General features: G+C 67.4%; 25 protein-coding genes. 4 read left to right on the plus strand and 21 right to left on the minus strand.

Annotated elements, in window-relative coordinates; translation table 11 throughout:
- The first annotated feature begins 8 nt into the window (after nucleotides 1–8).
- Entirely contained in the window at nucleotides 9–449 is a 441-nt protein-coding gene (locus KF889_27910; protein ID MBX3503288.1) for a hypothetical protein, read from the plus strand.
- A gap of 33 nt (nucleotides 450–482) precedes the next feature.
- Nucleotides 483–1,079, plus strand: a complete 597-nt coding sequence (locus KF889_27915) for a glutathione S-transferase N-terminal domain-containing protein (protein ID MBX3503289.1) — start codon at nucleotides 483–485, stop codon at nucleotides 1,077–1,079.
- An 80-nt stretch (nucleotides 1,080–1,159) separates the two neighbouring features.
- Here KF889_27915 and KF889_27920 read toward each other — a convergent pair whose 3' ends face one another.
- The 20 genes from KF889_27920 to KF889_28015 form a co-directional block, all read right to left on the minus strand.
- Nucleotides 1,160–1,477, minus strand: a complete 318-nt coding sequence (locus KF889_27920) for a hypothetical protein (GenBank protein ID MBX3503290.1) — start codon at nucleotides 1,475–1,477, stop codon at nucleotides 1,160–1,162.
- 269 nt (nucleotides 1,478–1,746) lie between these two features.
- Nucleotides 1,747–2,670, minus strand: coding sequence for a 2-dehydropantoate 2-reductase (locus tag KF889_27925; protein MBX3503291.1), 924 nt, complete (start codon nucleotides 2,668–2,670; stop codon nucleotides 1,747–1,749).
- A 143-nt stretch (nucleotides 2,671–2,813) separates the two neighbouring features.
- On the minus strand, nucleotides 2,814–4,130 hold the full coding sequence (locus KF889_27930) for a hypothetical protein (protein MBX3503292.1): 1,317 nt from the start codon (nucleotides 4,128–4,130) through the stop codon (nucleotides 2,814–2,816).
- Between the two features lie 191 nt (nucleotides 4,131–4,321).
- Nucleotides 4,322–6,607 (minus strand): hypothetical protein, encoded by a 2,286-nt coding sequence (locus tag KF889_27935; GenBank protein ID MBX3503293.1) that lies wholly within the window; start codon nucleotides 6,605–6,607, stop codon nucleotides 4,322–4,324.
- Between the two features lie 180 nt (nucleotides 6,608–6,787).
- Complete coding sequence (locus KF889_27940; protein ID MBX3503294.1) at nucleotides 6,788–7,660, minus strand: phosphatidate cytidylyltransferase; 873 nt, start codon at nucleotides 7,658–7,660, stop codon at nucleotides 6,788–6,790.
- A 71-nt stretch (nucleotides 7,661–7,731) separates the two neighbouring features.
- Nucleotides 7,732–8,397: a 1-acyl-sn-glycerol-3-phosphate acyltransferase gene (locus KF889_27945; protein ID MBX3503295.1), complete on the minus strand. Its 666-nt coding sequence runs from the start codon at nucleotides 8,395–8,397 to the stop codon at nucleotides 7,732–7,734.
- Complete coding sequence (locus KF889_27950) at nucleotides 8,397–8,813, minus strand: hypothetical protein (GenBank protein ID MBX3503296.1); 417 nt, start codon at nucleotides 8,811–8,813, stop codon at nucleotides 8,397–8,399. The genes KF889_27945 and KF889_27950 overlap by 1 nt, the downstream gene beginning before the upstream one ends.
- Nucleotides 8,810–10,105 carry a phosphatase PAP2/dual specificity phosphatase family protein gene (locus KF889_27955; GenBank protein MBX3503297.1) on the minus strand — a complete coding sequence of 432 codons (1,296 nt, stop codon included), beginning with the start codon at nucleotides 10,103–10,105 and terminating at the stop codon, nucleotides 8,810–8,812. Before KF889_27955 ends, KF889_27950 begins: the two co-directional genes overlap by 4 nt.
- A 148-nt stretch (nucleotides 10,106–10,253) precedes the next feature.
- Nucleotides 10,254–12,005 (minus strand): bifunctional alpha/beta hydrolase/class I SAM-dependent methyltransferase, encoded by a 1,752-nt coding sequence (locus KF889_27960; GenBank protein MBX3503298.1) that lies wholly within the window; start codon nucleotides 12,003–12,005, stop codon nucleotides 10,254–10,256.
- Between the two features lie 28 nt (nucleotides 12,006–12,033).
- On the minus strand, nucleotides 12,034–12,645 hold the full coding sequence (locus KF889_27965) for a CDP-alcohol phosphatidyltransferase family protein (protein MBX3503299.1): 612 nt from the start codon (nucleotides 12,643–12,645) through the stop codon (nucleotides 12,034–12,036).
- A gap of 277 nt (nucleotides 12,646–12,922) precedes the next feature.
- The gene (locus KF889_27970; protein ID MBX3503300.1) at nucleotides 12,923–14,140 is read right to left on the minus strand and encodes a CoA transferase; all 1,218 of its coding nucleotides are present in this window, start codon (nucleotides 14,138–14,140) and stop codon (nucleotides 12,923–12,925) included.
- A 72-nt stretch (nucleotides 14,141–14,212) separates the two neighbouring features.
- Nucleotides 14,213–15,184 (minus strand): ATP-binding cassette domain-containing protein, encoded by a 972-nt coding sequence (locus tag KF889_27975; GenBank protein ID MBX3503301.1) that lies wholly within the window; start codon nucleotides 15,182–15,184, stop codon nucleotides 14,213–14,215.
- Nucleotides 15,185–15,223: 39 nt separating this feature from the next.
- Nucleotides 15,224–16,543 carry a TRAP transporter large permease subunit gene (locus KF889_27980; protein ID MBX3503302.1) on the minus strand — a complete coding sequence of 440 codons (1,320 nt, stop codon included), beginning with the start codon at nucleotides 16,541–16,543 and terminating at the stop codon, nucleotides 15,224–15,226.
- 96 nt (nucleotides 16,544–16,639) lie between these two features.
- Nucleotides 16,640–17,179: a TRAP transporter small permease subunit gene (locus KF889_27985; GenBank protein ID MBX3503303.1), complete on the minus strand. Its 540-nt coding sequence runs from the start codon at nucleotides 17,177–17,179 to the stop codon at nucleotides 16,640–16,642.
- Between the two features lie 165 nt (nucleotides 17,180–17,344).
- A complete protein-coding gene (dctP, locus tag KF889_27990) occupies nucleotides 17,345–18,379 on the minus strand; it encodes a TRAP transporter substrate-binding protein DctP (GenBank protein MBX3503304.1) in 1,035 nt (344 codons plus the stop codon).
- Nucleotides 18,380–18,633: 254 nt separating this feature from the next.
- Nucleotides 18,634–19,620: an ABC transporter ATP-binding protein gene (locus KF889_27995; protein ID MBX3503305.1), complete on the minus strand. Its 987-nt coding sequence runs from the start codon at nucleotides 19,618–19,620 to the stop codon at nucleotides 18,634–18,636.
- Complete coding sequence (locus KF889_28000; GenBank protein ID MBX3503306.1) at nucleotides 19,617–20,549, minus strand: ABC transporter permease; 933 nt, start codon at nucleotides 20,547–20,549, stop codon at nucleotides 19,617–19,619. Before KF889_28000 ends, KF889_27995 begins: the two co-directional genes overlap by 4 nt.
- A gap of 124 nt (nucleotides 20,550–20,673) precedes the next feature.
- Nucleotides 20,674–21,591 (minus strand): ABC transporter permease, encoded by a 918-nt coding sequence (locus KF889_28005; GenBank protein MBX3503307.1) that lies wholly within the window; start codon nucleotides 21,589–21,591, stop codon nucleotides 20,674–20,676.
- 118 nt (nucleotides 21,592–21,709) lie between these two features.
- On the minus strand, nucleotides 21,710–23,353 hold the full coding sequence (locus KF889_28010) for an ABC transporter substrate-binding protein (GenBank protein ID MBX3503308.1): 1,644 nt from the start codon (nucleotides 23,351–23,353) through the stop codon (nucleotides 21,710–21,712).
- 135 nt (nucleotides 23,354–23,488) lie between these two features.
- Nucleotides 23,489–24,292, minus strand: a complete 804-nt coding sequence (locus tag KF889_28015; GenBank protein ID MBX3503309.1) for an enoyl-CoA hydratase/isomerase family protein — start codon at nucleotides 24,290–24,292, stop codon at nucleotides 23,489–23,491.
- Between the two features lie 105 nt (nucleotides 24,293–24,397).
- On the opposite strand from KF889_28015, the gene KF889_28020 reads away from it, so the two are divergent.
- Nucleotides 24,398–25,267: an LLM class F420-dependent oxidoreductase gene (locus tag KF889_28020; GenBank protein MBX3503310.1), complete on the plus strand. Its 870-nt coding sequence runs from the start codon at nucleotides 24,398–24,400 to the stop codon at nucleotides 25,265–25,267.
- A 67-nt stretch (nucleotides 25,268–25,334) separates the two neighbouring features.
- Here the strand turns inward: KF889_28020 and KF889_28025 are convergent, their stop codons facing one another.
- Nucleotides 25,335–25,835 (minus strand): hypothetical protein, encoded by a 501-nt coding sequence (locus tag KF889_28025; protein ID MBX3503311.1) that lies wholly within the window; start codon nucleotides 25,833–25,835, stop codon nucleotides 25,335–25,337.
- Between the two features lie 90 nt (nucleotides 25,836–25,925).
- On the opposite strand from KF889_28025, the gene KF889_28030 reads away from it, so the two are divergent.
- A complete protein-coding gene (locus tag KF889_28030) occupies nucleotides 25,926–26,783 on the plus strand; it encodes an LLM class F420-dependent oxidoreductase (protein ID MBX3503312.1) in 858 nt (285 codons plus the stop codon).
- The last annotated feature ends 44 nt before the right edge of the window (nucleotides 26,784–26,827 follow it).

A 26,827-nucleotide genomic window follows, 5' to 3' on the forward strand; every position in this document is an offset into this window, starting at 1 on the left:
CGAGCGCCGTGATCCCCGACGGCACGCCGCCGGTGACGGTCGCCGATCCCACCACCGCGTACGTCCCGAACGCCCGCCCCGGCAGCCGCGCCCCGCATGTCTGGCTGCAACGCGGCGAGAAACGCCTGTCGACCATCGACCTCTTCCGCACGCAGTTCACCCTGCTCGCCGGGCGCGACGGCGCCGCCTGGGTCGATGCCGCGCGCAAGTCCGCGTGGCCGTCATGGCCGCCCCTGCTCGCCTATCGTATTGGCGCGGACTTCACCGATCCCGACGACGACTGGCATACGATCCACGGCGTGCAGCCCGACGGCGCGGTGCTGGTGCGCCCCGACGGCTACGTCGCCTGGCGCAGCGCCTCGGCTGTGCGTGATCCGCAACAGTGTTTGTCCGACGTCGCGGCACGGCTGCTCGGTCGCGCGTTGCAGCCGGTGCCGTCCGGCGCCTAGCATGCGCGCCGCAACCATTGGAAGGACCACGCCATGAAGATCGCCTTCTCCCCCGCCTCGCCCTACGTGCGCAAGTGCACGGCCTGCGCCATCGCCCGCGGCATCGACAGCCAGATCGAGCGCTGGAAGGTGGGCACGACCGATCCGGCGCTGCTCGATCTCAACCCGCTGTCGAAGGTGCCGACCTTCATCACTGGCGATGGCATGGTGCTCTACGACAGCCCGGTGATCTGCGAGTATCTCGACAGTGTCGGCGATGCGCCCAGGCTGTTCCCGCATGCCGGTCCGGCGCGCTGGACGGCGCTGCGCCAGATGGCGCTGGGCGACGGCATCCTCGACGCCACCCAGCCGCGCCGGCGCGAGCTCACCCTGCCGCAGGACGACGGCCGCAAGGCCTATATCGCCACCCAGCAGGCCAAGGTGAAGCACGCGCTCGCCGTGCTGGAGAAAGAGGCCGGCACCCTGGGCGCGCTGACGACGATCGGCGAGATCACCATCGGCTGCGCGCTGGGCTACCTCGACTTCCGCTACGCCAACGAGCCGTGGCGCGACGGCCATCCGAAGCTCACCGCCTGGTACGAGCGCGTGGTCAAGCTGCCGCCGCTGGCGCAGACGATGCCGGTGGGGTGAGGCTGCACTCTACCGGCGCAAGGCGGTTGCATTGGGGCTTCGGCCGGAAGGGAAGAGGGTGACGATGGAGTCCCCGTCACCTACTTGCATTTGATCTCTTGCTTGTATTCCCCGCTGCTCGAGCGCTCGCGCTTCACCTCACAATGGCCGTCCTTGTACTCCTCTTTCCATGCGCCATCGCTTGCACGCTCGCGCTTGTATTGCCGTGATCTGTCCTTGTACTCTTCCTTCCATGCGCCGCCGCTTGAGTATTCGCGCTTGTATTCCCGCGATCCGCGCTTGTACTCCTCTTTCCAGTCGACACTGCTTGCGGATTCACGCCTGAACTCGCTGAACGCGCCGCCATATCGCGCGCTTGCCGTATCCGGCGCGACCAGGAGGATCAAGGCGACTGCCATCACGGGGACTCGCACGGCTTTCCCTTCCCTGGTTGACCATCACCGAAAACGGCCGACATGGTTCCCGGTTCCAGGCCCGTTTGGGCCTTTGGGAAATCGACCATGCGATAACGGCGACGAAGAGACGGAGGTGAGGAAGTCTCGAGACAATGTGTCGTAGCGCGTGGCAACGCGTCGCAAGTACCTGGTACGGCAGAAGCAGTTCTCGATGCAGTTCGACCTGGAACGACCCTGGATCCCTTGCCACGCGCGGGATTGGTGGGTGCCGTCTAGGCTGGCGCACCCATCACGTAGGGTTTCAGCGCCGCGTACATCAGCGCGTGCGTCGGCGTCGGCACGCCGAGCCTGCGGCCCATCTCGACCACCTTGCCGCCGAGCCACGGCAGCTCGATGCGATTGCCGCGCTCGAGGTCGAGCGCCATCGACGCCTTCATGGTCGGCGGCGCGTTCCGGTTGAAGCCCAGCATGCGATCCAGCGTATCGGCCGGCAGCGACGCGCCGCTGGCGCGGCCGACATCGATCACCTCCTGGTAGGCGGCGATGAAATGCGGGTGCATGTCGGGGTCGTCGCGCAGCTCGCCAATGGGGCGACGGGTGAGCGCCATGACGCTGGCGTTGGTCGCCAGCAGGATGAACTTCAGCCACAGCTCGGTGACGATCTGATCTGTCAGGATCGTCTCGAAGTTCGCATTCTTCGCCAGCGCCAGGAACGCCTCGGCGCGCGGCGACCGCCTGCCGTCGAGCTCGCCGAAGATGATGCGCATGAAGGTGCCGACCTGGCGGATCACGCCGGGTGCGGCGATCGAGGCGCTGATCTGCGCCACGCCGCCCATGACAGCGTCGGGCCCGAGGATCGGCGCCAGGCGTTCGGCGGCGTCGATGCCGTTCTGCAGCGGAATCACCGCGGTGTCGCGGCCGATCAGCGGCCTGATCCGTTCACCGGCGCTCTCGACATCCCACATCTTGACGCAGAACAGCACGATGTCGACCGGACCGACCGCGGCGGGATCGTCGCTCGCCTGCGTCGGCACGATGTGCGTGTCGCCGCGCCCGCCTTCGAGCCGCAGGCCCTTCTCCTTCATCGCCTGCATGTGCGCACCGCGCGCGATGAACGTCACATCGGCGCCCGCCTTGGCCAAGGCGGCACCGAATCCCCCACCCACGCCGCCGGCGCCGACAACCGCTACTTTCATACGTGTCTCCGCGTTCTGATATCTGGACAGTAGGCAGTCCCAGCGTTCGCCAACAGCGATAGACGCGACAGAAAGCCGGTGTCGTGACAATCACGGAACCACAGAGGCCTGCGTCGATGCCGTCACGCGCAACCCAGCCCCAATCAGAGACCAGGCAACGTCAGCTCGAACTCCCTCGAGACCATGCCGGCACGAGCCTCCTCGTCCCTAAGTGGCGTCCAATCCTGCTTCAGGCGCGCAACGGGAGCCTCGACATGGACCTCGACGGCGTCGCCAAGCTTCCCAACACCCAGCAGGGTGAGCGCGCGTACCTCAACGAACTGGAACAGAATCGGTGGGTGCTCATAGCATAGGCGCGTCCTCTCCTTCGCTCTGCCGATGGCGAGCGCGAGCTCGAATGCGGCATCGAAATCGGCGGCGCTCACCAGGTGCACGTAGTCAACGATACCGCTGCATCCCTTTCCTTCGACGACGAACGCCATGCGCAGTTGCACGCTGAACCAGGCAAGCGTCTCGGTCGTGTTGGTCGGGCTCTGCACGGACATCAGGCGCCGGCGAACGGGAGAAGAACGCTCCGGGTGGAATGTTGCCCGCAAAGGAAATCGGCTGCGGTCCTCGTCGCCAAGCGCGAGCCAGGCACGATGGACTTCCATGCCATCCAGATTATCACCATCGGCCGCGACTTGAATCCCGTCGGTTTCCGGGAATTCCACGCGCAAGTCCGCCGCACCCTCGCCTCCAGCCAGGCGCGCAAGCATGAACGCTTGTTCCTGGGGCCGGCCATAGTCCGACCGGAACAGGAAGACATGATCGGCGACTGCTTCATCGCGATGGGGGTCGCCAATGCGCCTCGTCCGCGCCCTCATGCTGTGCCAGCCGGGAACAATCCTATCGATGAACAGCCGATGTTCCCGATCGGTAAGGTATTGGGTATAGCCGACATATTCATCGAGAGCTGTCATGTGGTCGTAGGCGTCCCTGAGGATCATCTCGAAATGGCTGATGTCGTCCTCGATCATGACTGCGGGGCGGTTCTCGCCATCGTACCAGGTCAGACGCCCGACGCCGTCGCAATCGAGCAGATAGAGCTTGCCCTCAGGGTTGTTGGAGAGATCGAAGTCCAGGCTGAAACGGCGATGATCGTCCCACAGCTCGATCCACCACGCTTCCTCGTCCGGCCAGTCCTTGAGCCATAGACTCTCATCCCACCATTTGATGAACTCGGCGGCCGACAGCGCACAGAACGATCCACCCGCGCGATGGCCGGTCTTGTGGATTCCGGCGTCACGCATGTGACTTAGCGTGCGACTCAGATATTCCCACCCATAACCGACCGTCCGCTTGCTGGAGATCCAATAGAAGAAGAACCCGATAACCCAGCGCGGGCCGCTCGTTGTCGGGTCATGCATCACCTCGACCGCGAAGCGGGACTTGTCACCGAATACTCTGCTCAAAAGCATTTGCACTCCACCGTCAGCCATCCTCGCACATGAGCCGCTCGTGCCGCCTTCTAGAGTAAAGTGTACGCGTCCTCCATATACTGAAAGTGGTGTTTATCCAGCTATGTGGCGTCGAAAGCGCAATCCACCTGTGGCAGGCCTGATCATCGCTCAAGCCGTTCGAGCGTGGGTTTTGCCGCTTCCCCGAAGTACTACTGGATCTGCGCCCTGGTGAGATATCCCTGGAAGTGCACGTTCCCTGTGTTGTCATCCTGGTACTTGTAGTAGACGCCGTGCTCGTTGCGGCCGATCCAGGTGTTCTTGTCGGCCCGTACCGAGTTCTCTTCGTAGACCTGCTCCGCATCTGGCGGGATTGGTGTCTTCCGCACCTCATCCTCACGCTGGTACTTTTTCAGCACCTCATGGCCGTCGCGGTGGGCTGGATTCTTCACATAGGGAAGCCTGCCCCTCTGGAACTCTTCATACTCCTCATTGGTGAACGGCCTGCCATCGGGGTGATACTGCCATTTCTCGTACTCATAGATCATCGGTGGCCTGAACTCGGGCGGCGAGTAGCCCTCCCGCCACGGCGGTAGCTCGGGCGGCACAAGCCCCGGCAGAGGCAGCGGCGGTGGGACGGGCGTGTATCCCTCGGGTGGCTGCGCCGGTACGGCCTGCGGGAACGTCTCGGGTTTCTTCAGTTCCTCCACGAGATCGGCCGGCAGCATATCGCGGCGATCCGACGGTTCGGCCCGACTATCGACCTCCGGTACGTTGGGAACCGAGGTCATCCTCTCCGATGGCCAGCCATCGACCGGTGGCGGCGGCACCGGCATATGGGATCGGCCCGGGGGCCATGTTTCCTGATCTTTTTTCAGGCCAATCGTGATGCCCCTCAGAAGTAACCATAGGAGCTGGAGCAATTCGATTGCCTGCTGTTCCATGCGCCTTGGTACCGGTAGCCTGGCCGGGTGTAGGGGTGGGTTGCTTTGAGGGTCGAACGGAAACCTGATGCTGTAGATCGACGCCGGAGGGAGCGAACGTTCCACCATATCCCGGATGGCGCCGTCGTCCGGGCTCGTGCCGTTGACCCTTCGTGACGTGTCGATCTCCTCGACCAACATCGCACGATAGTTGGTGACGCTGTCGGACGTGTCCGTGGGCAGCAGCTTCGCGGCGAGTTGCAAGCCGCGCTTGATGGCGTAGAGCTGGTCCTCGGTTGTGGGATCGTTGCGCCGGATGCCGGCCTGCCAGTCGCGGAAGCGCCGCCACTGCGGCAGCGGCAGATGCGCGACAGCGGGGACGAGGTCGCGGCGCACGAAGGCGTGCGGCGCCTCGGTCATCTCGGTCGCCAGCTCGTCGACCAGAGCAGGGTTTGGCGCCGGCTCGGTGCCGCGTGCGTTGTGGTCGAGGCGGGTCTCGATCGCCTGGCGATGGTCGGCGTCGAGTTTCACCCAGTCACGGATCGGGATCTGCGTCGGGTCGGTCAGATCGTCCTGCAGCACGCGTGCCAGCACCTGATCGGCCAGGGTCCGGGCGTGCGCCGCGTCGGCCGCGGCGGCGCTGTGCAGGGTGCGGATGGTGGCGGCGCGCACCGCCGGATCGGCGATCGCCTCGGCCTGCCGCAGGCGCCACTGTGGCACCGACGATTCGCCGTCCGGAGGCGTGGCGTTCAGGATTGCCGCGCTCGCCTGGCGGGTGTGCTCGCGCGTCTGCGCTTCGGCAAGCAACGCGTCGAGGGCGGCTCGGTCTGATGCCTCGATATGCTGTTCGTAGCGCGTGTGCAGGGAGCGCGCGCGTTCAGGGTCGCGCTCGACCGCCGCCTCGATCGCCGCCACCAGCGTGCGACTGGTCTGCCGGCGCAGCGTCGCCTCGGTCAGTGCGGAGTCCCAGCCATGGCGCTCGGCCTGCTCGCGCACCTCCGCGCGCGTCGTGCCCAGGGCGCGGCGCAGCATGGCGTCGTCGCTCCAGTGCAGACGGGCGTCGGCCTGCATCTGCGCGATGCGCCGTTCGCCGGCCTCGTCGTACCAGCGGATGCGCTCGGCGGCGCTGTGGCGCTCGACCTGGGTGCTGAAGCTCGCCAGCCGGCGCTCGCTGAGGTCGTGCAGCATCTGGCGCTGGTCGTCGTCGGACATCGTCGCCATCTCGCGTGCCTGCGCCTCGCGGTAGGCGTCGATGACAGCCGGCGCCTGCGTCAGCGCGTCCTGGCCTTGCAGGTTGAGGTAGCCGCTGGTCGGATCGAACAGCAGCGCCTGCTCGGTCTCGCCCAGGCGCGCATCGGCGCCCTTGACGATGGCTTCGTTGTCGCCGGCGAGGTGCTCGGACAGCACGGTAGCGACGCCGGCGGCGCCTTCGGCGGCCTGCAGGCCGAATTGCAGCATCGGCGAGGGGCCGAACTGGCCGGCGATGGCGTCGATGGCGAGGTAGCCGCCGCCCGGCACGGCCTGCGTGCTCACGCCAAGCGGCTTGTAGGGTGGGATCCGGATTCTGCCGGCCATGCGCGTTCCGCTTCATCGGGGCACGGCGCGGCGCCGTGGATCGAGCGCGCAAGACTCGCCGTGCCCCAGCGGGAAGGCTATGACAGGGCGTGTGGGAAGCCGATTTGAACCCCTACGAGTGTCGCCGACGGGGCTTTGGTCCTACGGAGAGAGGCAGTATTTCCACCCCTACGCGTGTCGTCACGGCGTCCACCAGTAGCGCGTGATGTGGAAGAAGATCGGGGCGGCGAAGATCACCGAATCGAGCCGGTCGAGGATGCCGCCGTGGCCCTCGATCAGGTTGCCCCAGTCCTTGACGCCGAGGTCGCGCTTGATCGCCGACATCACCAGGCCGCCGCAGAAGCCCATCAGGCAGATGATCAAGGCCAGCAGCCCGGCGTCGAACACGCTGAACGGCGTGATCCACCACAGCGCGCCACCGAGCGCGGTGGCGCTGGCGACGCCGCCCAGGAAGCCCTCGACGGTCTTCGACGGCGACAGCGAAGGCGCGATCTTGCGGCGGCCGAACAGCTTGCCCCAGACGTATTGCAGCACGTCGCTCGACTGCACGACGATCACCAGGAAGGCGACCAGCAGGAACTGGCGGCCCTCGTAGCCGGGGATCGGCAGCATCATGATCGCCGGCACGTGGGAGATGCAGTAGACGCAGACCATCATGCTCCACTGCGTCTCCGAGATGCGCTCGAGGAAACGCGTGGTATCGCCGCGCAGCACGGCGATGATCGGCGCGACGAGGAAGGCGTAGACCGGGATGAAGATCGAGTAGAGCCCGTACCAGTCGATGGCGATCAGCACGTACTGCGCCGGCAACACGATGAAGAAGATGCCGGCCAGCACGAAGTGATCGGCGTGGCGCGTCTGGACGAGCGTCAGCATCTCGCGCAGCGCCAGGAACGAGCAGATCGCCACCAGCACGATGATGGCGATGCTGCCCAGCAGCACGGCGACACCCATGAACGCCACCATCACCCACCAGGCGCGGATGCGGGCGTTGAGGTTCTCGATCGTCGGGCTGACGACACCGCGTGCGTACGCGCGGCGGTCGAGCACCATGCCGACCGCCGTGGCGATCAGCAGCAGGACGCCGACGCCGAGGAACAGAACGACGGTGTGCTCGGTGGCGCTCACGGCGCGCTCTCCACCGCCGCGCCCGAGCCCGAGCCGAGATGGCGCGGCGCCAGCGACAGCAGCGCCTCGCGGGCGCGCGCGAGGAAGGCCTCGCGCGTCTCCTCGGGCCGCAACGTCAGCGGCGCGCCGAAGGTGACGGTGCAGAGCAGCGGGATGGGCAGGAACTCGCCCTTGGGCAGCACACGGTTGAGGTTGGCGATCCACACCGGCACGCATTCGACGTCCGGCCGCATATGCGCCAGCCAGAACAGGCCGTTGCGCAGCGGCAGCAGCTTCTGGTCGGTCATGTTGCGGGTGCCCTCGGGGAAGACGATCAGCGAGGAGCCCTCCTCGAGCGCCGCGCGCATGCGCTCGACCGCCTCGCGCCCGCCGCCCGTCCGCGGGATGGTGACGGCGCGGAAGACGCGGTCGACCACCCAGCGCCGCGCCTTCGTGGCGTACCAGTAATCCTCGCCGGCGATCGGCCGCGTCGTGCGCCGGATGGCGCGCGGCAGCGAGGCCCACAGCAGCACGAAATCGCCATGGCTGGTATGGTTGGCGAAATAGACGCGCTGGCGGATCTCCGGCGCGCAGCCCTGCCACAGCGGCCGCGCGCCGGTGGCCAGTCGCGCCGCCTCGATGACCAGCGTGGCGGCGGCTTCTTCGAGGAACGTGCGCTGCATCAGATCGCCGCCATCCACCCGGCGCCGAGCAGCGCCGCGACCTGCAGTATGGCGGCGACCGCCTGCAGGCGCAGCAGGCGCAGGCAGCCTCTGGAGCGATCGGCCATCGGCCGGCCGGCGCGCTCCGCCCCCGCCAGGCCCAGGGCCGCGAGCGCCGCGTCGAAACGCGAGGCGCCGTCCTGGTGACCGGCCATGCGGCGCAGGGCGGCAGCGTCGAAGCCCACGCGCAGCGCCAGCAGCGTCTCGGCCAGGCCGAGCGCGACGGAGACCGAGATGGCCACGAGCACGATGGCCGGCGGCTTCGACAGCAGCGACAGGACGGGCACGGCGATCGCGCCCGCCACGGTGAGCGGTCCGGCGATGCCGTGGATCAGGCGGCCCTGGTCGAGCAGGTCGGCCAGCGTCTCCTCGCTCATGGCGCCGCCACGGCCGGCACGAACGCGCCGGCATCGAGCATGATGCGCGGCTTGGCGGCGCGCACCATCGCCACCGCCTGGGCCGCGTCGGCGGCGCGGCCGCTTTGCAGCAGCCAGGCGGCGATCGCGGCGGCGCTGCGGCCATAGCCCAGGGCGCAGACCACCAGCACCGGACCGTCGCGGCGCAGCGCCTCGATCGCCGCCGCCGCCCGCTCCAGCGCCGCGCGCTCGAGCGGCACGAGATCGAGGGTGGGATGGGCGTGGACGATTTCCAGCCCGCGCGGTGCCGGCAGCTCGGCGCAGAGATCGACGACGCGCCGCGTCGGCAGCGCCGCGAGCTCGTGCCGAAGCGGCATGCGGCCGATCCAGACGCCGTCGGCGACATGCACCGCCGGAGGATCGCGCCGCGTCCACAGACGCGCGTTGATCCAGGCGCCGACGCGATAGGGCAGGAAGAGCAGCCACGCCGCCACGCCCTGCCGGCCGTCGCCGCCCTTCTGGAAGGCCGCGGCGCCGAGCAGGGCGTAGGCGGCGCCGACGAGGGCGAGCGACAGGGCCGGCCACAGCAGCCAGTATCCCGCGCCGCCCAGCGCCAGCGCCGCGGCAGCGGTGGCGATGGCCGCGAGCGAGTAGCGCAGCGCCAGCACGCGGCGGCGCGGGATCGGCGTGAGGACCGGGCGATGCAGCGGCGAGCGCGCGTGCCACGGCCAGAGCCACAGGACCAGCACGCCCAGCAGCGCGCCGGTCGGCAGGTCGATGAAGTGATGCTGCCAGGTCGTCAGCACCGAGGCCGCGACGATCGCGAACCACAGATGGATCAGCCAGCGCCAGCGCGGGCCGACATGGCGGGCGTAGAAATCGGCCAGCACCACCGACAGCGCGACGTGCAGCGAGGGCGCCTGGTTGAACGGCTTGTCGAAGCCGCCCAGCACCTCGAACAGGAAGCCGGGCACGCCGTCGACCAGCGGCCGCTCGAAGGTCATGCGCAGCGGGAAGAGCACGAAGCAGAGCACCGCGACGATCTGCGCCGTCAGCAGGCGGCGCACCTGGATGGCGAGTTCCTCCTCGTCGCGGCAGACGAAGAACGAGGCGGCGTAGAAGGCGTTGATCGACCAGTACGGCAGGATGCTCCAGGCGAGGAACGGGATGTGGCGCTCCCAGTCGAGCACGACAAAGCCGACATCGCTGCGCCGGCTGGCGAGCCAATTGGCGCCGCCATAGCTGGCGTAGAAGAACACCGCCGTGATCGCCAGCCACAGCAGCGCCTTGCGCCAGGGACGGGTGGTCATCATGAACCTGCCTTCCCCCGGAGGGGGAAGGTGCCCGAAGGGCGGAAGGGGGATGTCGAAGACGGACACCGATTTCGTTGCGGCATCCCCCTTCCGTCGCGCTGCGCGCGCCACCTTCCCCCTCCGGGGGAAGGATGAGTTGTGTCCCCACTCACGCCGCACCCCGCCTGCGCGCGAGGCTGACGGTGAAGATGCCCCAGCCGTCGATGCGCTGGTCGATCTTCTCGAAGCCGGCCTCGGCGACGAGCTGGTCCATCTCCTCCTGGGTGCGGCGGCGCATCACCCAGGCCTGACCCTGGCGATGGCTGGTCAGCGCACGCGCGATCAGCTCGAGCTGCGGATGCCAGGGCTGGCCGGTGTAGACGAGATAGCCGCCCTCGGGGATGGCGCTGGCCATGCCGGCCAGCGAGCGGCGCACCAGCTCGTTCTCGGGGAACAGTTCGTAGAGACCCGAAACGATGCCCAGGGTCGGCGCCGGGTCGATACCCTGGAAGCTGGCGGTCGAGAACGCGTCGGCCTGCACGAAACGGGCGACGTCCTGCAATGCTTTGCTATGGATGAGCTTCTGACCCGCCTCGACATTGATCGGGCTGTAGTCGCGCAGCAGGATCGAGTCCGGACGCTGCACGCCCTCGGTCAGCGCCTCCAGCACGTAGCGGCCGTGGCCGGCGGCGATGTCGAGGATGTGCACCGGACGGCCCTGCTCGCGCAGCCTGGCCATGGCCGCGCGGATCATCTCCTCGGCATGCACCTTGCGCTGGCGGATGCCGCGCCACCCGATCGAGTACAGGTAGATCCTGTCGACCAGCCGGCCGATCGGCCCCAGCCCTTCCGGCGTATTGCGATAGACATAGTCGAGGCTCGAGCCGGAATCGAAGCCGGTCCGGTGGCCGACCTTGATGCCGCGCGAGAACAGCCCGCCGACCTTCAGCCAGAAGCGCGTCATCGCCCAGTAGATGCCGCGCGCGGTGCCCAGCGACAGCGGCGTCGCGAGACGATCGGCCTCGTCGCGCGTGTGGCCCCACCGATCAGCCTCGAGCAGCGACGGGCGGCCGGGCTTCTCGAAGAAGCGATCGAGGATGAAGCGGCGCGCATGGCCCACGGCCGAGGAGCGGTCCCGCTCGCCCAGGGTGTCGTGATAGAAGCCAGGCAGCACGCGGCGCTCCTTGGTTGGCGTGCCGAGCTCCTCGAAGAATTTGTGCTGCGGTCCGGCATGCACCACCCAGTCGGCGCCGGAGATCAGCACCTGTGTCGGCACGGTGATGGCACGGGCGTCGGCCACCACGCGCTCGGCCGCCTCGTAGAGCTGGGTGAGGATCTTCACCGAGATGGCGCGCGTCACCAGCTCGTCGGTCTCGTAGGACGCGATGCGCTCGGGATCGTGGGTCAGCAGCCTGGGCTTGACGTAGCTGTTGACGAAGCGGCCCGGCCACAGGCTCTCCAGCAGCTTCAGCGCCGGGCGCGCGAAGGGCACGTAGAGCTTTACCTTGAACGCGGGCGACGCCAGCACCATGCAGCGGATGCGCGGCGCGTAGTCGTGCGCCCAGGTCGCCGCCAGCACGGCGCCGACGCTCTGCGCCACCACCGCCATGTCCTGCGCGGCGATGCCGTAGGTCGCCGCGATATGCTCGACGAAGACCTGCAGGTCGCGCACCGAGGCCGCGAAGCTCGGGCTGTCGCCGCGCGCACCCGGCGAACAGCCGTGGCCGCGCGCGTCCCAGGCGAAGAAGGCGAAGTCCTGGAGGTCGAGCTCGTCGGCCAAGTGCGCGACGCGGCCGGAATGCTCGTGCCCGCGATGCAGCAGGATGACGGCACCGCGCGGCGTGCCCTCCGCCGGCCAGTGGCGGTAGAACAGCGCGACGCCGTCATGGGTGGCAAACGTCTTTTCCTGCGCGATGCGCATGGTGGCCTCGGGCACTTTCTATCGTTGGCTATGGTTTCGCCGATGCCAGGCCGGCTCGGACGCGGTTGACGATGTTCCAGGCAATCAGCACCGAGACCACCGCCCATAGCAATCCGAGCCAGTCCGGCGTCGCGCCGCCCAGCCCGACCCAGGCGCCCAGCGCGCCGAAGACCAGCGCGCGGTCGCTCTTGCCCATCGGCCCGTCGTAGCGGCGCTCGCCGCCCACCATGGTGCCCAGCACACCGGCGAACTCGCTCATTGTGGCGAGGAAGACGACCGCGCCGACGCCCGGCAGCCCCCATGGAATGCCATGGATGAACGGGATGTAGAGCGCGGCGTCGGCCACGACATCGCAAAGCTCGTTGAGATAGGCGCCCAGCGCGCTCTTCTGCCCGAACTCGCGCGCCAGCATGCCGTCGGCGGCGTTCAGCGCCATGCGGACCAGGAACCAGGCCGGGATCAGCAGGAAGAGCCAGGGCATCGCCCTGCCCCACACGAGCGCCATGACGCCCACGGCGATCGAGCCCAGCGCCGCCGCCACGGTCACCTGATTGGCGCGCACCCCCGCCCGCGCCAGCCCGCCGACCATCGGCCGCAGCAGCGCCTGGAAGCGCGGCTTGAGCGCGTACAGCGAGGTCATAATTTAACACCGTTCATAATGAGTGAGCACATACTCTTTTTCCTGTGTTCGGACAAGCGGGGATTTTTTCAGGACGCAGTACGGGGGGCTCCGGATGGGGACATATCCGGAGCCTAACGGCTTGAATTCACCTGTCCATTTCCGCCCCTACGGTTGGCAGGGCGCAGCGCGACGCGCTCACGGAAAGGAATGTTAAAGGCGAAGGTAGGAGTCCGTCATCGACATCCCCCTTCCGCCCTTCGGGCACCTTCCCCCTCCGGGGGAAGGAATTGAAGCATCAGATGATCTTGCGCGCCTTCAGATCGGCGATCTGCTCCTTGCTGTAGCCGATCGCGAGCAGCGCCTGCTCGTTGTGCTCGCCCAACTCGGGAGCGATGCCGGGCCTGGCCGGCGTCTCGGAGAACTGCCAGGGCGTGCCGTGCACCTTCAGGCTCTTGCCGAGCTTGGGGTACTCGACATGCGTGACGTAGCCGTTGGCGATCACGTCGGGGTCGTTCGACGCCTCGAGCAAGGTGTTGATCGGCGCCGAGACGATGTCTGCGTCGCGCAGCTTCTTGACCCAGACGTCGCGCGAGCCGGTGGCGAACAGGCTGTCGAGCAGCGCGAGCAGCTCGATGCGCTTGTCGTCGTTGTCGATGATGACGCCGAGATTCTCGAAGCCGGCCTCCTTGATGCGCTCGTGGAATCCCAGGCCCTTCATCGCGTCGGCCCAGTTCTCCGGCCCGGTGAGCTGGAAGACCAGCGGCTTGCCGTCCTTGTCGTTGAAGCTGGCGCTGATGCCGGGCCGCGCCGGCGTGCCGGTGATGCGCGCCTGGCCGGTGACCGGATTCTGATTGCGCCACATCGTCGTAGTGAAGGTCCAGCCCATCAGGCGGATCACCGCGCCGAGCAGCGACAGCTCGATCTTCTGCCCCTGCCCCGTGGCGCGCGCATGCGTCAGCGCCGCCAGCGCGCCGCCGAAGGCCAGCATGGCGCAGCTCTCGTCGGCCACCGAGGCGATGCCGGTGCGCATCGGCAGGCCGGGCATCGAGTAGGCCTCGGCGATGCCGCCCAGCGCCTGCGCCATCGAATCGGTGCCGGGCAGATGGCCGTTCGGGCCCTTGGTGCCGTAACCGGAGATCGAGACGTAGACCAGCCTCGGGTTGATCTTGCGCAGCTCCTCGTAGCCGAAGCCGTTGCGCTCGGCCGCGCTGGGCCGGAAGTTCTGGCCGAAGATGTCGGCCTCGGCGACCAGCTTGTGCAGGATGGCGCGGCCCTCGGGCTCCTTGAGGTTCAGGGTGACGCTCTTCACGCCGCGATTGTTGGTCTCGAAGAAGGTGCTGGCCATGCCGGGCAGCACGGTCATGCGCCGCGAGCCGTCGCCGCCGTCGGGCGTCTCGATCTTGATCACGTCGGCGCCGAGATCGGCCATCAGCATGTAGGGCACGGTTCCCGCCTGTGCCGTCGAGCACGACACGACCTTGACGCCCTGCAACGGACCATGCGGCATACGGATACTCCTCCCCTTCTGTCATTCCGAGCGTAGCGAAGGATCCTGAAAGGTTCCTCGCTACGCTCGGAATGACAGCTAGTACAAATGACAGGCCACGGCGTGGCCGCGCGTGACGTCGCGCAGCGGCGGCTCCTCCTGCGAGCAGCGCGGCATGACGTAGGGACAGCGCGTGTGGAAGCGGCAGCCCGAGGGCGGATTGAGCGGCGACGGCACCTCGCCCTTCAGCTCGATCTCCTCGTCCTGCTGGTTGGCGCGCGCGATCAGCACGGCGGAGAACAGCGCCTTGGTGTAGGGATGGCGCACGTCGTCGAACAGGTCGGGCGTCGGCGCCTTCTCGACGATCTTGCCGAGATACATCACCACCGTGTGGTCGGACATGTGCCGGACCGTGGCGAGATCGTGCGCCACCAGCAGGTAGGCGACGTTGCCCTCGGCCTGGATGTCCTTCAGCAGGTTCATCATCTGCGCGCGGATCGACACGTCGAGCGCCGAGACCGGCTCGTCGAGCACGATCAGCTTGGGCGACGAGGCCAGCGCCGCCGCCAGCGCCACGCGCTGGCGCTGCCCGCCGGAGAATTCGTGCGGGTATTGCTGCGCCTGGTCGGGCCGCAGGCCGACCTGTTTCAGGAGCTCGGCGACGCGCGCGGCGATCTTCTCCTTGTCGCCCCATCTGGTGACGATCAGCGACTCGGCGATGATGCGGCCGGCCGTCATGCGCGGGTTGAGCGACGACCACGGGTCCTGGAACACCGCCTGCACCTTGGTGCGATAGGATCTCAGGTCGTTGCCCCGCAGGCCGTGGATCGGCTCGCCCTCGAGCAGGATCCGGCCCTCGGTCGGCTCCTCGAGGTTGAGGATCATGCGCGAGGTCGTGGTCTTGCCGCAGCCGGATTCACCCACGAGACCCAAAGTCTCGCCGGCCCGGATGTCGAAGGAGATGTCGTCCACCGCCTTCACATGGCCCAGCGTCCGCGACAGCAGGATGCCCTTGGTGAAGGCGAAGTGCTTGCGCACGTTCTCGACACGCAGCAGCGGTTCAGCGCTCATGACGACGAAGAGTGCAGCGAATCGGCATGGCTGTCGACCTCAACGGACGCCTGTCAGCACTGCATCGGGCAGCCAGGTGACGATCCTGGGCTGCCAGACCAGCAGGGTGATGACCAGCAGCTGGATGCCGATGAAGGGCCAGATGCCGAAATACATGTGGCGCAGGGTGATTTCCGGCGGCGCAATGCCGCGCAGGTAGAAGATCGACGGCGCCATCGGCGGCGTGAGGTAGCCGGTCTGCAGCATCACCAGGAACAGCACGCAGAACCACACCTTGTCGAAGCCCGCCGCCTCGATCAGTGGCGCGGTGATCGGCACCACCATCAGGATGACCACCAGCGGCTCGAGCATGAAGCCGGCGACGAAGACGATGAACATGACGAGGAACAGCAGGCCCCACTTGCCGACGGCGAACTCCGCCAGGAACTCCTGCAGGATGATCAGCCCGCCCGAGCCGACGAAGACGGCGGCGAACATCTGGCCGCAGACGACGATGGTCAGGATCATCGCCGTGATGCGCACGGTGCGCATGGTGGAGTCGACCAGCACCGTCCAGGACAGCCGCCTGTAGGCCACCGCCAGCAGCACGGTGCCCAGCGCGCCCGTCGCGGATGCCTCGGTCGGCGTGGCGATGCCGGCCATCATCGAGCCGAGCACGGCGACGATCACCACCACCGGCGGTACCAGCACCTTGCCGGTGAGCAGCAGCTTGGCGCCCAGCGGGGGCTCGTCGGCCGCTTTCGGCAGGCGCGGGCCGTATTCCGGCTTCAGGGTGCACAGGATCACGATGTATATGATGTAGGCCAGCGCCAGCATGAAGCCGGGCACGAACATGCCCAGCATGATGTTGCCGACCGAGGCGCTGGCGACCGGGCCGATGACCACGGCCAGCACCGAGGGCGGGATGATGGTGCCGAGCGAGCCGCCGGCGCAGATCGTGCCCGAGATCAGGCTCTTCGAGTAGCCGTAGCGCAGCATCGCCGGGATCGCCAGCAGGCCGACCACCGTCTCGGTGGCGCCGACCACGCCCGAGGTGGCGGCGAAGATCACGCACATCAGCACGGTGCCCACGGCCATGCCGCCGGGCACGCGCCGCGTCCACATGTGGATGGCGTCGAACAGGCGCGAGGCGATGCCCGAAGCCTGGAACATCGCGCCCATGAAGATGAACAGCGGCACGGCGGCCAGCACCTGCGCCGTCGCTGTCTCCTCGATCTTCTGGATGAACTGGTACTGCAGGCCCTCGAGACCGAACGACTGCACGCCGAAGATCACCGCCAGCGACATCATGGCCAGCGCCACCGGGAAGCCGGTGAGGATGGCGGCGATCAGCGCCGGGAACATCCACAGCGAGCTCATGCGACGCCGCTCAACGGCCGCCTGTCATCCCGAGCGCAGCGAGGGATCCTTGCGGCCATGAAAGATCCCTCGCTGCGCTCGGGATGACAGGAGGATCTAAACGCCATGCCCATCCGCGGCCTCCTCCGGCGGCTCGAAGGGCTTGCCGGAGAGCGAGGCGATCCGCTTGATGATCTCGGCGAGGATCTGCAGCGTGAAGATCGCGAAGCCGACGAACATCACGAGCTTGAATGGCCAGGTGATGGGGTTCCAGCCGCCCGTGCCGGAGCGCTCGCCGCTCTTCAGTGCGCTCAGGAAATGGTCGTACAGGCCCCACGAGAGGAAGGCCACGGTCGGCAGCACGATCAGCGTCAGCCCGGCCAGGTCGAAGTAGCGGATGCGCGGCCGCGTGCGGCGGTCGTACAGCAGGTCGACGCGCACGTGGCTGTCGGTCGACATGGCGTAGGCGATCGACAGCACGAACGAGGCGCCCATCAGCCAGGTGTTGAGGTCGTTGCCCCAGATCGTCGGCGCGTCGAAGACGTAGCGCATCACCACGTCGTAGAGCATCAGCACGACGAGGACGATCACCAGCAGCGCCGCCAGCGCCCCGAAGAAGCGACTCAGGCCGTCGACCGTCCGCACCAATGCACGCATGCCGGGCTGTCCTCCCCGCGCTCACTTCTTCCCCCGGAGGGGGAAGGTGGCGCGCGCAGCGCGACGGAAGGGGGATGTCTCGACGAAACCGGTGTCCGGCTTCGACATCCCCCTTCCGCCCTTCGGGCACCTTCCCCCTCCGGGGGAAGGCAAGAGCGACGGGTCCTACCGGAACTCCGTCCGGTACTGCGTCGAGGGCTTCCACCGCGCCATGAAGGCGCGCTGGTGCTCGACGACCTTCTTGAACCAGCCGCCGTCGGCGGCGATGTACTTGTCCTCCCACTCGCGCGTCGCCTTGGCGACGCCGTCGAGGTAGGACTGCTCGACGCGGATGATCTCGACGCCCTCGGTCTTGTATTTCTCGAGCGCGTCGGCATCCATCATGTTGATGTTCATCCACGACTCGATGGTCGACATCTTGGCCGCCGCCTCGAGCTGGCGCCTTGTGTTGGCGTCAAAGCCCTCCCACAGCGCCTTGTCGAAGACGCACTCGAGGACGGCGCCGGGCTGATGCACGCCCGGCAGGATGATGTACTTGGCGACCTTGTGGAAGCCGAGGCTGTGGTTGATGCCCGGCGTGGCCCACTCGATGGCGTCGACGACGCCGCGCTCGAGCGCCGGATAGACCTCGCCGCCGGGCAGGATCACCGTCGAGGCGCCCAGCATGGTGGCAACTTCGGCCCACGCCCCCGAGGTGCGCAGCTTCAGGCCCTTGAGGTCCTCGATCGTGCGGACCGGCTTGCGCGAGTGCATGTGGATCTCGTCGGAGTGCGACCCGCAGGGCAGCGCGACGATGCCGAACTTCTCCATGCGCCACTGCTTCCACAGGTCGATGCCGCCGCCGGCATAGATCCAGTGCAGCAGCGCCTCGGCAGGCGGCGAGCCGACATAGCCGCCGAAGATCGCCGCGGCCTTGTCGATGCCCCAGTCGTAGCCCGACCAGGTGTGACCGGCCGGCGCCACCTTCTTCTGCACCGACTCGGTGATCTTCAGCGGGCTGCCGATGGTGCCGGCGGGAAAGATCTGGAACTTCACCTTGCCGCCGGTCAGCGCGTCGGCCTGCTTGGCGAAGCCCTGCGCGAACTGCTCGAGATGCGGTCCGCCCGGCCACGACGTCGCCGTGCGCACGGTCTGCTGGGCGCCGGCCACGCCGATCCCCAGCGACAGCGTCGCGGCGACGGCAAGTGTTGCCACCCTCATGTGTTCCTCCCTTTGATGTTCTGGCTACTACGCAGGGACACGACGCGTACGCTTACCCGGACGGCAGACTGCAACCCACCGAGCGCCTTGGCAAGGATGGCTCCGGTCTCTTCCTCCCTCTCCCCGCTCGCGGGGAGAGGGTTGGGGTGAGGGGTCGATTGTGGTTGAGCACGACGGTCGTGCGCCACTCGATGCAGCCCCTCACCCCGACCCTCTCCCCGCAAGCGGGGAGAGGGAGTGGCAACCCACGCCATTCAGATCGAGCCGATCTTCCAGCAGTCGGCGGTGTGGTCGGCGCCGATCCGTGTAGTGCCGGGATACTCTTCCAGGCAGCGCCGCTCGACATGGGCGCAGCGCGAGGCGAAGCGGCAGCCCACCGGCAGGTCCATCAGCGAGGGCGGCTGGCCGTCGATCGCGGTGAGCCTGCCGCGGGCGCCGGTCATCTTGGGCACCGAGGCGATCAGCGCGCGGGTATAGGGATGCTGCGGCGCCTCGAAGATCTGCCGCACCGGCCCGCATTCGACGATGCGTCCGGCGTACATGACGGCGACGCGGTCGCACATGCGCGCCACGACGCCGAAATCGTGGGTGATGAACAGGATCGCCATGCCGTTCTCGCGCTGCAGGCGCTTGAGCAGCTTGAGGTACTGCAGCTGGATGGTGACGTCGAGCGCCGTGGTCGGCTCGTCGGCGATCAGCACCTCGGGCTCGCCGGAGATGGCGATGGCGCCCACCACGCGCTGCTTCATGCCGCCCGACATCTGGTGCGGATACTGGCCGATGCGCTCCTCGGGCGCGGCGATGTCGACGCGGCGCAGGGCGGCGACGGCCTGCTTCATCACCTCCTTCAGCTTCGCCGGCGCGCGGCGCACGATCGCCTCGCGCAGCTGGTCGCCGACGGAGAACACCGGATTGAGCGAGGTCTGCGGGTCCTGCAACACCATCGAGATCTTGCGCCCGCGGATCTCGCGCATCTGCGCCGGCGTGCGCTTCAGGATGTTCTCGCCGTCGAGGATGATCTCGCCCTGCACGGTGCGCGCGGCGCCCTTGGGCAGCAGGCGCATCAGCGACAGCGCGGTCAGGCTCTTGCCGCAGCCCGATTCGCCCACCAGCCCCAGCACCTCGCCGCGCCGCAGGGTGAAGCTCACACCGTCGACGGCCTTCACCACGCCGCGGCGGAGAAAGAAGTGGGTGTGCAGGTCGCGGACGTCGAGGATGGTCTGCGCACGGCCCCTGCTCATAGCTGACGCAACCTCGGATCCAGCCTGTCGCGCAGCCAGTCGCCGAAGAGGTTCACCGACAGCACCAGCAGCGTGATGGCGATGCCGGGGATCAGCGCCACCCACCATGCCTCGGCGATGCGCCCGCGCCCCTCGGAGATCATCAGCCCCCAGGTCGGCGTCGGCGGCGGGATGCCGGCGCCGAGGAACGACAGCGACGCCTCGGCGATGATCACCACGCCGATGTTGAGCGTCACCAGCACCATGAAGGTGTTGAGCACGTTGGGCAGGATGTGGGTGAGCATGATGCGCAGCGAGGAGCATCCACGCACCTTGGCGAGCGCCACGAAGTCGCGTTGCCGCAGCGCCAGCACCTCGCCGCGGATGACGCGCGCGAAGCTCGCCCACAGGAGCAGCGAGATCGCCGCCACCAGCGTGCCCAGCCCCTGCCCCATGGTCACCGCGAGCAGCAGCGCGAAGAGGATCGCCGGGAAGGTGAAGGCGGCGTCGACCAGGCGCATGAGGACGGCGTCGACCTTGCCGCCGACATAGCCCGATACGATGCCGATCAGCAGGCCGACCCCGCCGCCCGCCGTCAGCGCCAGCAGCGCCACGAGCAGGCTGACCCGCGCGCCGTGGATCAGGCGGCTCAGGATGTCGCGGCCGAAATGGTCGGTGCCCAGCAGGTACTTGTCCTTGCCGCCCTCCATCCAGACCGGCGGCAGCATCTTGTCGCGCAATGTCTGGTCGATCGGCGAATGCGGCGCCAGCAGCGGCGCGAAGAGCGCCATGATGACGATGACCGAGATGATGACGATCGGGATCCACGGCACCCGCGCCGTGCGCCGCACGCCGGCGCCGCCGCGCAAGGTCAGCAGCGAGCGCCAGAACGGCCGCGGCGCGTCGGCCGCGGGTGCCGCGACGTCCTGCGGACGGTCGATCACGGCCATGGGAATTCTCCTCCGTCGTCCTGGGCGCAGCGAGGGACCTCGCGGTGCTGCGAACGGACACGGCGCATCGATCCGACCGCAATACCGCGAGATCCTTCGATTCGCTCAGGATGACGAAGTGGACTCATGCCAGCCGGATCCTCGGATCCACATAGGCGTAGAGGATGTCGACGCCGAGGTTGATGGAGAGGATGAGGATGGACTTCAGGATGATCACCGCCTGCAGCAGCGGAAAGTCGCGGTAGATCACGGCCTCGTAGGTCAGCCGCCCGATGCCCGGCCAGGCGAACACCGTCTCGGTGACGATGGCGCCGGTGATCAGGTTGCCGACGAACACGCCCCACAGGGTCAGCACCGGGATCAGCGCGTTGCGCAGGCAGTGCTTCCAGATCACCACGGACTCGGCCAGGCCCTTGATGCGCGCCAGCTTGACGAACTCGCTCTCCATGACCTCGAGCATCGCCGAGCGGGTGATGCGCATGAAGCCGGCGACCAGGAAGGTGCCCAGCGTGATCACCGGCAGCACGAAGTGCTCCGGCCCGCCCATGCGGCTCGACGGCAGCCAGCCGAGCTCGACGCTGAAGACGTAGATCAGCAGCACGCCCAGCCAGAAGCTGGGCATGGCGACGCCCAGCACCGCGACCGTTCCGGCGAATCTGTCGAGCAGGCCGCCGCGATTGAGCGCCGCCAGCACGCCCAGCGGTATGCCGGCCACCATGCCCAGCAGCAGCGCCCACGGGATGATGATCAGCGTGTTGGGCAGGCGGTCGAAGAACGCCTGGACCGCCGGCTGCTTCATGCGGATCGAGTTGCCGAGATCGCCCTGGACCGCCTTGACGACGAAGACGACGAACTGGTCGAGCAGCGAGCCGTCCAGCCCCAGCGTCTTGATCAGCGCCTCGCGGTCCTCCGCGGTGGCGTCCTCGGGCAGCATCAGGTCGACCGGGTTGCCGGTCAGCCGCCCGAGGAAGAACACAATCGTCGCGACCATCACCAGCAGGACCACGCCCTGCATCAGCCGTCGCGCGATGAACCGCTTCATCGCCTGAGCCCGTGCCTCAGTTTGCAGGCTGTCATCCCGAGCGCAGCGAGGGATCTAGGCCGCCCTTGGATCCCTCGCTGCGCTCGGGATGACAGAGCAGCTCGAAACACCCTCCGGTTCACTTCTTCGTCCACGCCTTCTGCTCCGGGCGCGGGATGCGCTCGAAGACGTCGCCCAGCTCGTGGCGGCCGGCGATGGCCTCGAACTGGCCGACCATCTTGGTGTTGATGGCGTAGTAGCCCATGCCCTCGATGATCGGAATCACCGTCCAGGTGTTGGAGACCAGCTCGACCATCTTGTCGGTCAGCGCCGTGCGCTTGTCCCTGTCGAGCTCGTCGGTCAGCGCCTTGTAGGTCTTGACGAACTCCTGGCAGGTCGCGTCGCACTGGTCCTTGGTGCCCAGCAGGCGCTGCGTGCTCTCGGGCGAGAAGGCGCCGTTGTAGCGCCACGGCGCGTCGGGCCGGCCGGCCGTGCGGTACATCGAGGCCCAGCCGATCAGCGGCGCCTGGTCGCCGCGCTCCATCGGCGGGAAGGCGCCCCACTCGTAGTGCTTGAGCGTCACCTTGACGCCGACCTTGGTCCACATGTCGGCGATGGCGGTGCCGATGTCGATCATGAACTGCGTGCCGGGCAACGCGACGTTGGCGAACTTCAGCTCGAAGCCGTCGGGATAGCCTTCCTCGGCGAGGATCTTCTTCGCCAGGTCGGGGTCGTAACGGAAGGCCTCGGCCGCCCACTTGCCCCAGCGGTCGGCGCTGAAGAAGTCGGTGTAGGCGAAGGTCGCGAACGGATGCGGCATGCGCGCCTTGCCGTTCATGACGTGCTCGATCACCTGCTTGCGGTCGATCGCCAGCGACAGCGCCTGGCGCACCCGCGGCTTGGCGATCGGCGAATCCTTCACCTCCGGCTTGTAGGTGCCGTAGAATTGGAAGATCGCCTGCATGGTGCCGGGCACAGCCAGCACCTCCAGGCCGGCGCGCGAGGCGCTCAGCATGGTCTCGGGCCCGATCGAGGCGATCGCCGCCTCGCCCGTACGCACCATGGCCACGCGCGTGCTCTCCTCCGGCACCAGCAGGATGTGCAGCTCCTTGAAGTGCGGCCGGCCGCGCCAGTGGTTGTGGGTCACCGCCTCGAACTCGATGCGGTCGCCCGCCACGTTGCGCTTGAACTTCCACGGCCCGCTGCCGATCGGCTTCTTGCGGTACTCCTCGTCGCCGACCTTCTCGATGTAGTTCTTGGGCATGATCGCGCCCTCGGGCGCCACGGCGCGCGACAGGCCGGCGGGCAGGCCGATCTGCGGCGAGTTGGTGTTCACCTTGACGGTGAGATCGTTGACCACCTCGATGCTCTTGATCGTGCGCCGCATGGTGGCGGCGGCGGCGGCCAGCGAGCCCGGGCTCATCTGCCGCTCGAGGCTGAACTTCACGTCGTGCGCCGTCAGCTTGTCGCCGTTGTGGAACACCTGGCCGGGCCGGATGAAGAAGGTCCAGGTCATGCCGTCGGGCGACAGCTCCCAGCGTTCGGCGACGCCGGGGCCGACGCCGCCCTTCTCGAAGTTGAACCCCAGAAGCGAATCGTACATCGCCGCCTGGTAGACGGCGTTGCCGGGGCGGCCCTCGAGAATCGGGTCGAGCGTCTGCGCGCCCAACGACTCGACGGCGAAGATCAGCGTGCCCTTCTGTTCCTGGGCGGTGGTTGGCAAGGCGGCGGCGACGATCAGGCCCAAGGCCAGAGTCGCAATTCGGGCGACACCACGAATCATCGTTTCCTCCCAAAACACGCCCAATGTTCTTTGCAATGGGCTGTTGATTTCAGGATGCTGACTATCGGGCGCGCGTCGAAGCGTTGTCAATGCGTGTCGGCCTGCCGGCACGCAGGGCTGCCTCCACCGCGCAGGTCAGGCTTTCACCGCCTTGCGCTGGGGCATGCGGTAGCGGTCCTGCGGGTCCTTCCAGCCCTTGAAGTTCGGCTTGCGCTTCTCGGCAAAGGCGGCGCGCGATTCCATCAGGTCGGTCTTGTCGCCGTGCTCGTGCAGCGCGTCGGCCAGCACCTTCATGTCGGGGGCCGGCTCGGGGCGCATCTGGCGCATCATGTAGACGGTGTTGACGCGCGAGGCCGGCGGCAGGGTGAGCAGATGCTCGGCCATGCCCATCGCCTCCGGCATCAGCTGCTCGGCCTCGACCAGGCGGTTGACGAAGCCGATCTGGTGGAAGCGCTCGGCGCTGAAGCGGAAGCCCAGCGCCATCTCCATCGCCACCGGATACGGCAGATTGGCGACGTGGCCGTGGTTGTAGCCGCCGAGCAGCCAGCGCTTGGCCTCGGAGACCTCGAACACGGCGCTGCGCACGGCGACGCGCAGGTCGGTGCGCTCGACCAGCATGAAGCCGCCACCCATGGCGAAGCCGTTGATCGCGGCGATCACCGGCTTCTCCAGCTTGCCCGACATGAAGGGATCCTCGATCTCGGGCCGCCTGCCGCCGGGCGCGCCGTCCTTCAGCGACTCCTTCATGTCCTCGCCGGCGCAGAAGCCGCGGCCGGCGCCGGTGAAGATCGCCACCTCCAGCCCATCGTCGTGGCGGAAGGCGGTCCAGGCCCTGGCCAGCTCGGTGCGCATCTCGTGATTGAGCGCGTTCAGCCGATCCGGCCGGTTCATGCGCACGACGAAGATCTGGCCGTGGCGTTCGGTCTCGACGACGGACATGCATTCCTCCCAACGGTTCGGCGTGATTGATCGGCCGCCCGGCACGGTCCAACATCGCCCGCCTGACCGCCAGCGAAAAACACCAGCACTGAAGGAGTGCCAGCCATGAAGATCGGAGTCTTCGCCACCTTCATGTCGCCCCAGGCGACGCCCGCCATGATCAGGGATTTCGGCAAGCGCGCCGAAGGCATGGGTCTCGATTCGATCTGGATGGGCGAGCACGTGGCGCTGTTCGACAAGAACACCTACGGCTATCCCGGCTCCAAGGACGGCCGCATCCCGGTGCCCGAGGGCGGCGGCATGCTCGACGTCACCGCGACCTTCGGCTACCTCGCCGCCGTCACCAGCAGGGTGCGCTTCGGCACCGGCGTGGCGCTGGTGCCGCAGCGCAACCCGATCTACACCGCCAAGGAAGTCGTGACGCTCGACTGGCTGAGCGACGGCCGCTTCGACTTCGGCATCGGCGTCGGCTGGAACAAGGAGGAGGTCGAGGGTTGCGGCTATCGCTGGGAGGATCGCGGCGCGCGTTGCGACGAGTTCCTCACGGTGATGCGCAAGCTGTGGACCGAGCCGGTGGTCGACTTCAAGGGCAAGTGGGTGCAGTTCGAGACCATGCGGCTGGATCCCAAGCCGATCCAGAAGCCGCACGTGCCGATCATCGTCGGCGGCTACGCCGACGCCGCCTTCCGCAGGGCCGTGCGTTTCGGCGCCGGCTGGTACGGCTTCAACCTCGATCCCGAGCGGACGAAGGGCATGCTCGCCAAGCTCGACGCCGCCTTCGCCAGGGAAGGCCGCAAGCGCTCACCCGACTACCAGATCATCATCACGCCGCCGATGAGCATGGCGGCCGACGCGATGCAGGGCTACGCCGAGCTCGGCGTGCACCGCCTGGTGCTGAACCTCGGCAGCCAGAAGGCCGAGCGCGTCGACGTACGCCTGCCGGAGATCGCCAGCCTGGTGAAGAAGGCGGCGTAGATCAGCGTGTGGTTGTTCGAACGCGACTGTCATCCCGGTCGTAGCGAGGGATGACAGGGTACCCTCGTCAGCGAACGGCGATGGCCGTCTGCAGTGCGTCGACAAAGGCGTCTGCATTCTCGATCGACACCGTCACACACCGGGCGTTCTTGCGCCTGACCGGTCCCCAGACATTCAGCTCGCACGGTTCCGCCAGGCGTATCTCCACCACATCGCTAGTGCTGCCGACATAGGAGACGCCACCTTTGGGGCCGAGCTTCGGACCGAGGCCATAAAAGAACGGCCAATTGCGCCGCGATGCGCCTGCGATCTTCTGCAATGGAATTGACTCTTTCGCGGTGCCGAAGCTCACCACGAGGCTTTGGTCGTCCAGCTCGACATATGAAGACTCCGGCCGAAAGCCGAATAGTGCGAAAAGCGGCCGCCATGCCGTGGCTATCCGGATCGCGAAACGCATCGGCCCCCTCCGGCTTTCGACAGTCAGGGTGAACGGTGCAGCGGCGCCGACGATATCGCCGATCGAGGCGCATTGTCGACGGTGGCGATTCGCGGCGGCGAGAGCGGCCATGGCGCACGGCTCCCGCCCGCACAGTGCGCTTGACGCGCCAGCCATTGCTCGGCGCACAATCCGCCGGCGGTTGGGGAAGGAGTAGCAAGCATGAAGATCGGCGGGGTGATGTTCTTTACCACGGACTCGATGCAGCCGGCGCCGCTGGCCAAGGCGCTGGAGGAGCGCGGCTTCGAATCGCTGTGGGTGCCCGAGCACACCCACATCCCCTCCTCGCGCAAGTCCGAGTATCCCTCGGGCGGGCCGCTGATCCGGCCCTACTACGACATCATGGACCCCTTCCTCGTGCTCAACACCGCGGCGACGGTGACGACGACGCTCAAGATCGGCACCGGCATCGCGCTCTTGACGCAGCGCGATCCGATAATCACCGCCAAGATGGTCTCGTCGATCGACCAGCTGTCGAACGGCCGCTTCCTGTTCGGCGTCGGCAATGGCTGGAACCAGGACGAGATCGAGAATCACGGCACCGTCTTCGAGTCGCGCCACAAGCTGGCGCGCGAACGCCTCGAGGCGATGAAGACGATCTGGACCAACGACGAGCCGGAGTATCACGGCGAGTTCGTGCGCTTCGACAAGATGAAGCAGTGGCCCAAGCCGAAGCAGAAGCCGTATCCACCGATCATCGTCGGCGGCGCCTTCCCCTACGCCGCGCGCCGCGCCATCCGCTACGGCGACGGCTGGATCCCGCGTGCCGACCGACTCGAGCAGAGCGGCATCGGCCAGACCTTGGAGAAGTTCCGCGTGCTGGCAAAGGAAGCCGGGCGCGACCCCGCCTCGCTGCCGATCACCATCTTCCGCGTCCCCGACGACATCGAGAAGCTGCATTATGTGCGCTCGATCGGCGTCGATCGCGTCACCTTCAGCCTGCCGGCGGAGAAGGAGGACAAGCTCATGCCGATCCTCGACCGCTGGGCCGATCTGCAGCGCCAGCTGGCGAAAGGCTGAATGCGCGCCGTCGTCCTGAGCGACAGCGAAGGACCCGGCGGTGT

The organism is Alphaproteobacteria bacterium (genome assembly GCA_019635875.1).
GTDB lineage: Bacteria > Pseudomonadota > Alphaproteobacteria > Reyranellales > Reyranellaceae > JAFAZJ01.

What these genes read in the sequence shown, in the direction of transcription:
- KF889_27940 (MBX3503294.1), bottom strand. Translation starts at nt 7,660, where the DNA reads ATGGTGCTCGACCGCCGCGCGTACGCACGCGGTGTCGTCAGCCCGACG.
- KF889_28000 (MBX3503306.1), bottom strand. Translation starts at nt 20,549, where the DNA reads ATGGCCGTGATCGACCGTCCGCAGGACGTCGCGGCACCCGCGGCCGAC.
- KF889_27930 (MBX3503292.1), bottom strand. Translation starts at nt 4,130, where the DNA reads ATGCTTTTGAGCAGAGTATTCGGTGACAAGTCCCGCTTCGCGGTCGAG.
- KF889_27975 (MBX3503301.1), bottom strand. Translation starts at nt 15,184, where the DNA reads ATGAGCGCTGAACCGCTGCTGCGTGTCGAGAACGTGCGCAAGCACTTC.
- KF889_27960 (MBX3503298.1), bottom strand. Translation starts at nt 12,005, where the DNA reads ATGCGCATCGCGCAGGAAAAGACGTTTGCCACCCATGACGGCGTCGCG.
- KF889_28025 (MBX3503311.1), bottom strand. Translation starts at nt 25,835, where the DNA reads ATGGCCGCTCTCGCCGCCGCGAATCGCCACCGTCGACAATGCGCCTCG.
- KF889_27920 (MBX3503290.1), bottom strand. Translation starts at nt 1,477, where the DNA reads ATGGCAGTCGCCTTGATCCTCCTGGTCGCGCCGGATACGGCAAGCGCG.
- KF889_28020 (MBX3503310.1), top strand. Translation starts at nt 24,398, where the DNA reads ATGAAGATCGGAGTCTTCGCCACCTTCATGTCGCCCCAGGCGACGCCC.
- KF889_27945 (MBX3503295.1), bottom strand. Translation starts at nt 8,397, where the DNA reads ATGCAGCGCACGTTCCTCGAAGAAGCCGCCGCCACGCTGGTCATCGAG.
- KF889_27980 (MBX3503302.1), bottom strand. Translation starts at nt 16,543, where the DNA reads ATGAGCTCGCTGTGGATGTTCCCGGCGCTGATCGCCGCCATCCTCACC.
- KF889_27985 (MBX3503303.1), bottom strand. Translation starts at nt 17,179, where the DNA reads ATGCGTGCATTGGTGCGGACGGTCGACGGCCTGAGTCGCTTCTTCGGG.
- KF889_27915 (MBX3503289.1), top strand. Translation starts at nt 483, where the DNA reads ATGAAGATCGCCTTCTCCCCCGCCTCGCCCTACGTGCGCAAGTGCACG.
- KF889_27995 (MBX3503305.1), bottom strand. Translation starts at nt 19,620, where the DNA reads ATGAGCAGGGGCCGTGCGCAGACCATCCTCGACGTCCGCGACCTGCAC.
- KF889_28030 (MBX3503312.1), top strand. Translation starts at nt 25,926, where the DNA reads ATGAAGATCGGCGGGGTGATGTTCTTTACCACGGACTCGATGCAGCCG.
- KF889_28010 (MBX3503308.1), bottom strand. Translation starts at nt 23,353, where the DNA reads ATGATTCGTGGTGTCGCCCGAATTGCGACTCTGGCCTTGGGCCTGATC.
- KF889_27965 (MBX3503299.1), bottom strand. Translation starts at nt 12,645, where the DNA reads ATGACCTCGCTGTACGCGCTCAAGCCGCGCTTCCAGGCGCTGCTGCGG.
- KF889_28005 (MBX3503307.1), bottom strand. Translation starts at nt 21,591, where the DNA reads ATGAAGCGGTTCATCGCGCGACGGCTGATGCAGGGCGTGGTCCTGCTG.
- KF889_28015 (MBX3503309.1), bottom strand. Translation starts at nt 24,292, where the DNA reads ATGTCCGTCGTCGAGACCGAACGCCACGGCCAGATCTTCGTCGTGCGC.
- KF889_27955 (MBX3503297.1), bottom strand. Translation starts at nt 10,105, where the DNA reads ATGATGACCACCCGTCCCTGGCGCAAGGCGCTGCTGTGGCTGGCGATC.
- dctP (MBX3503304.1), bottom strand. Translation starts at nt 18,379, where the DNA reads ATGAGGGTGGCAACACTTGCCGTCGCCGCGACGCTGTCGCTGGGGATC.
- KF889_27935 (MBX3503293.1), bottom strand. Translation starts at nt 6,607, where the DNA reads ATGGCCGGCAGAATCCGGATCCCACCCTACAAGCCGCTTGGCGTGAGC.
- KF889_27950 (MBX3503296.1), bottom strand. Translation starts at nt 8,813, where the DNA reads ATGAGCGAGGAGACGCTGGCCGACCTGCTCGACCAGGGCCGCCTGATC.
- KF889_27925 (MBX3503291.1), bottom strand. Translation starts at nt 2,670, where the DNA reads ATGAAAGTAGCGGTTGTCGGCGCCGGCGGCGTGGGTGGGGGATTCGGT.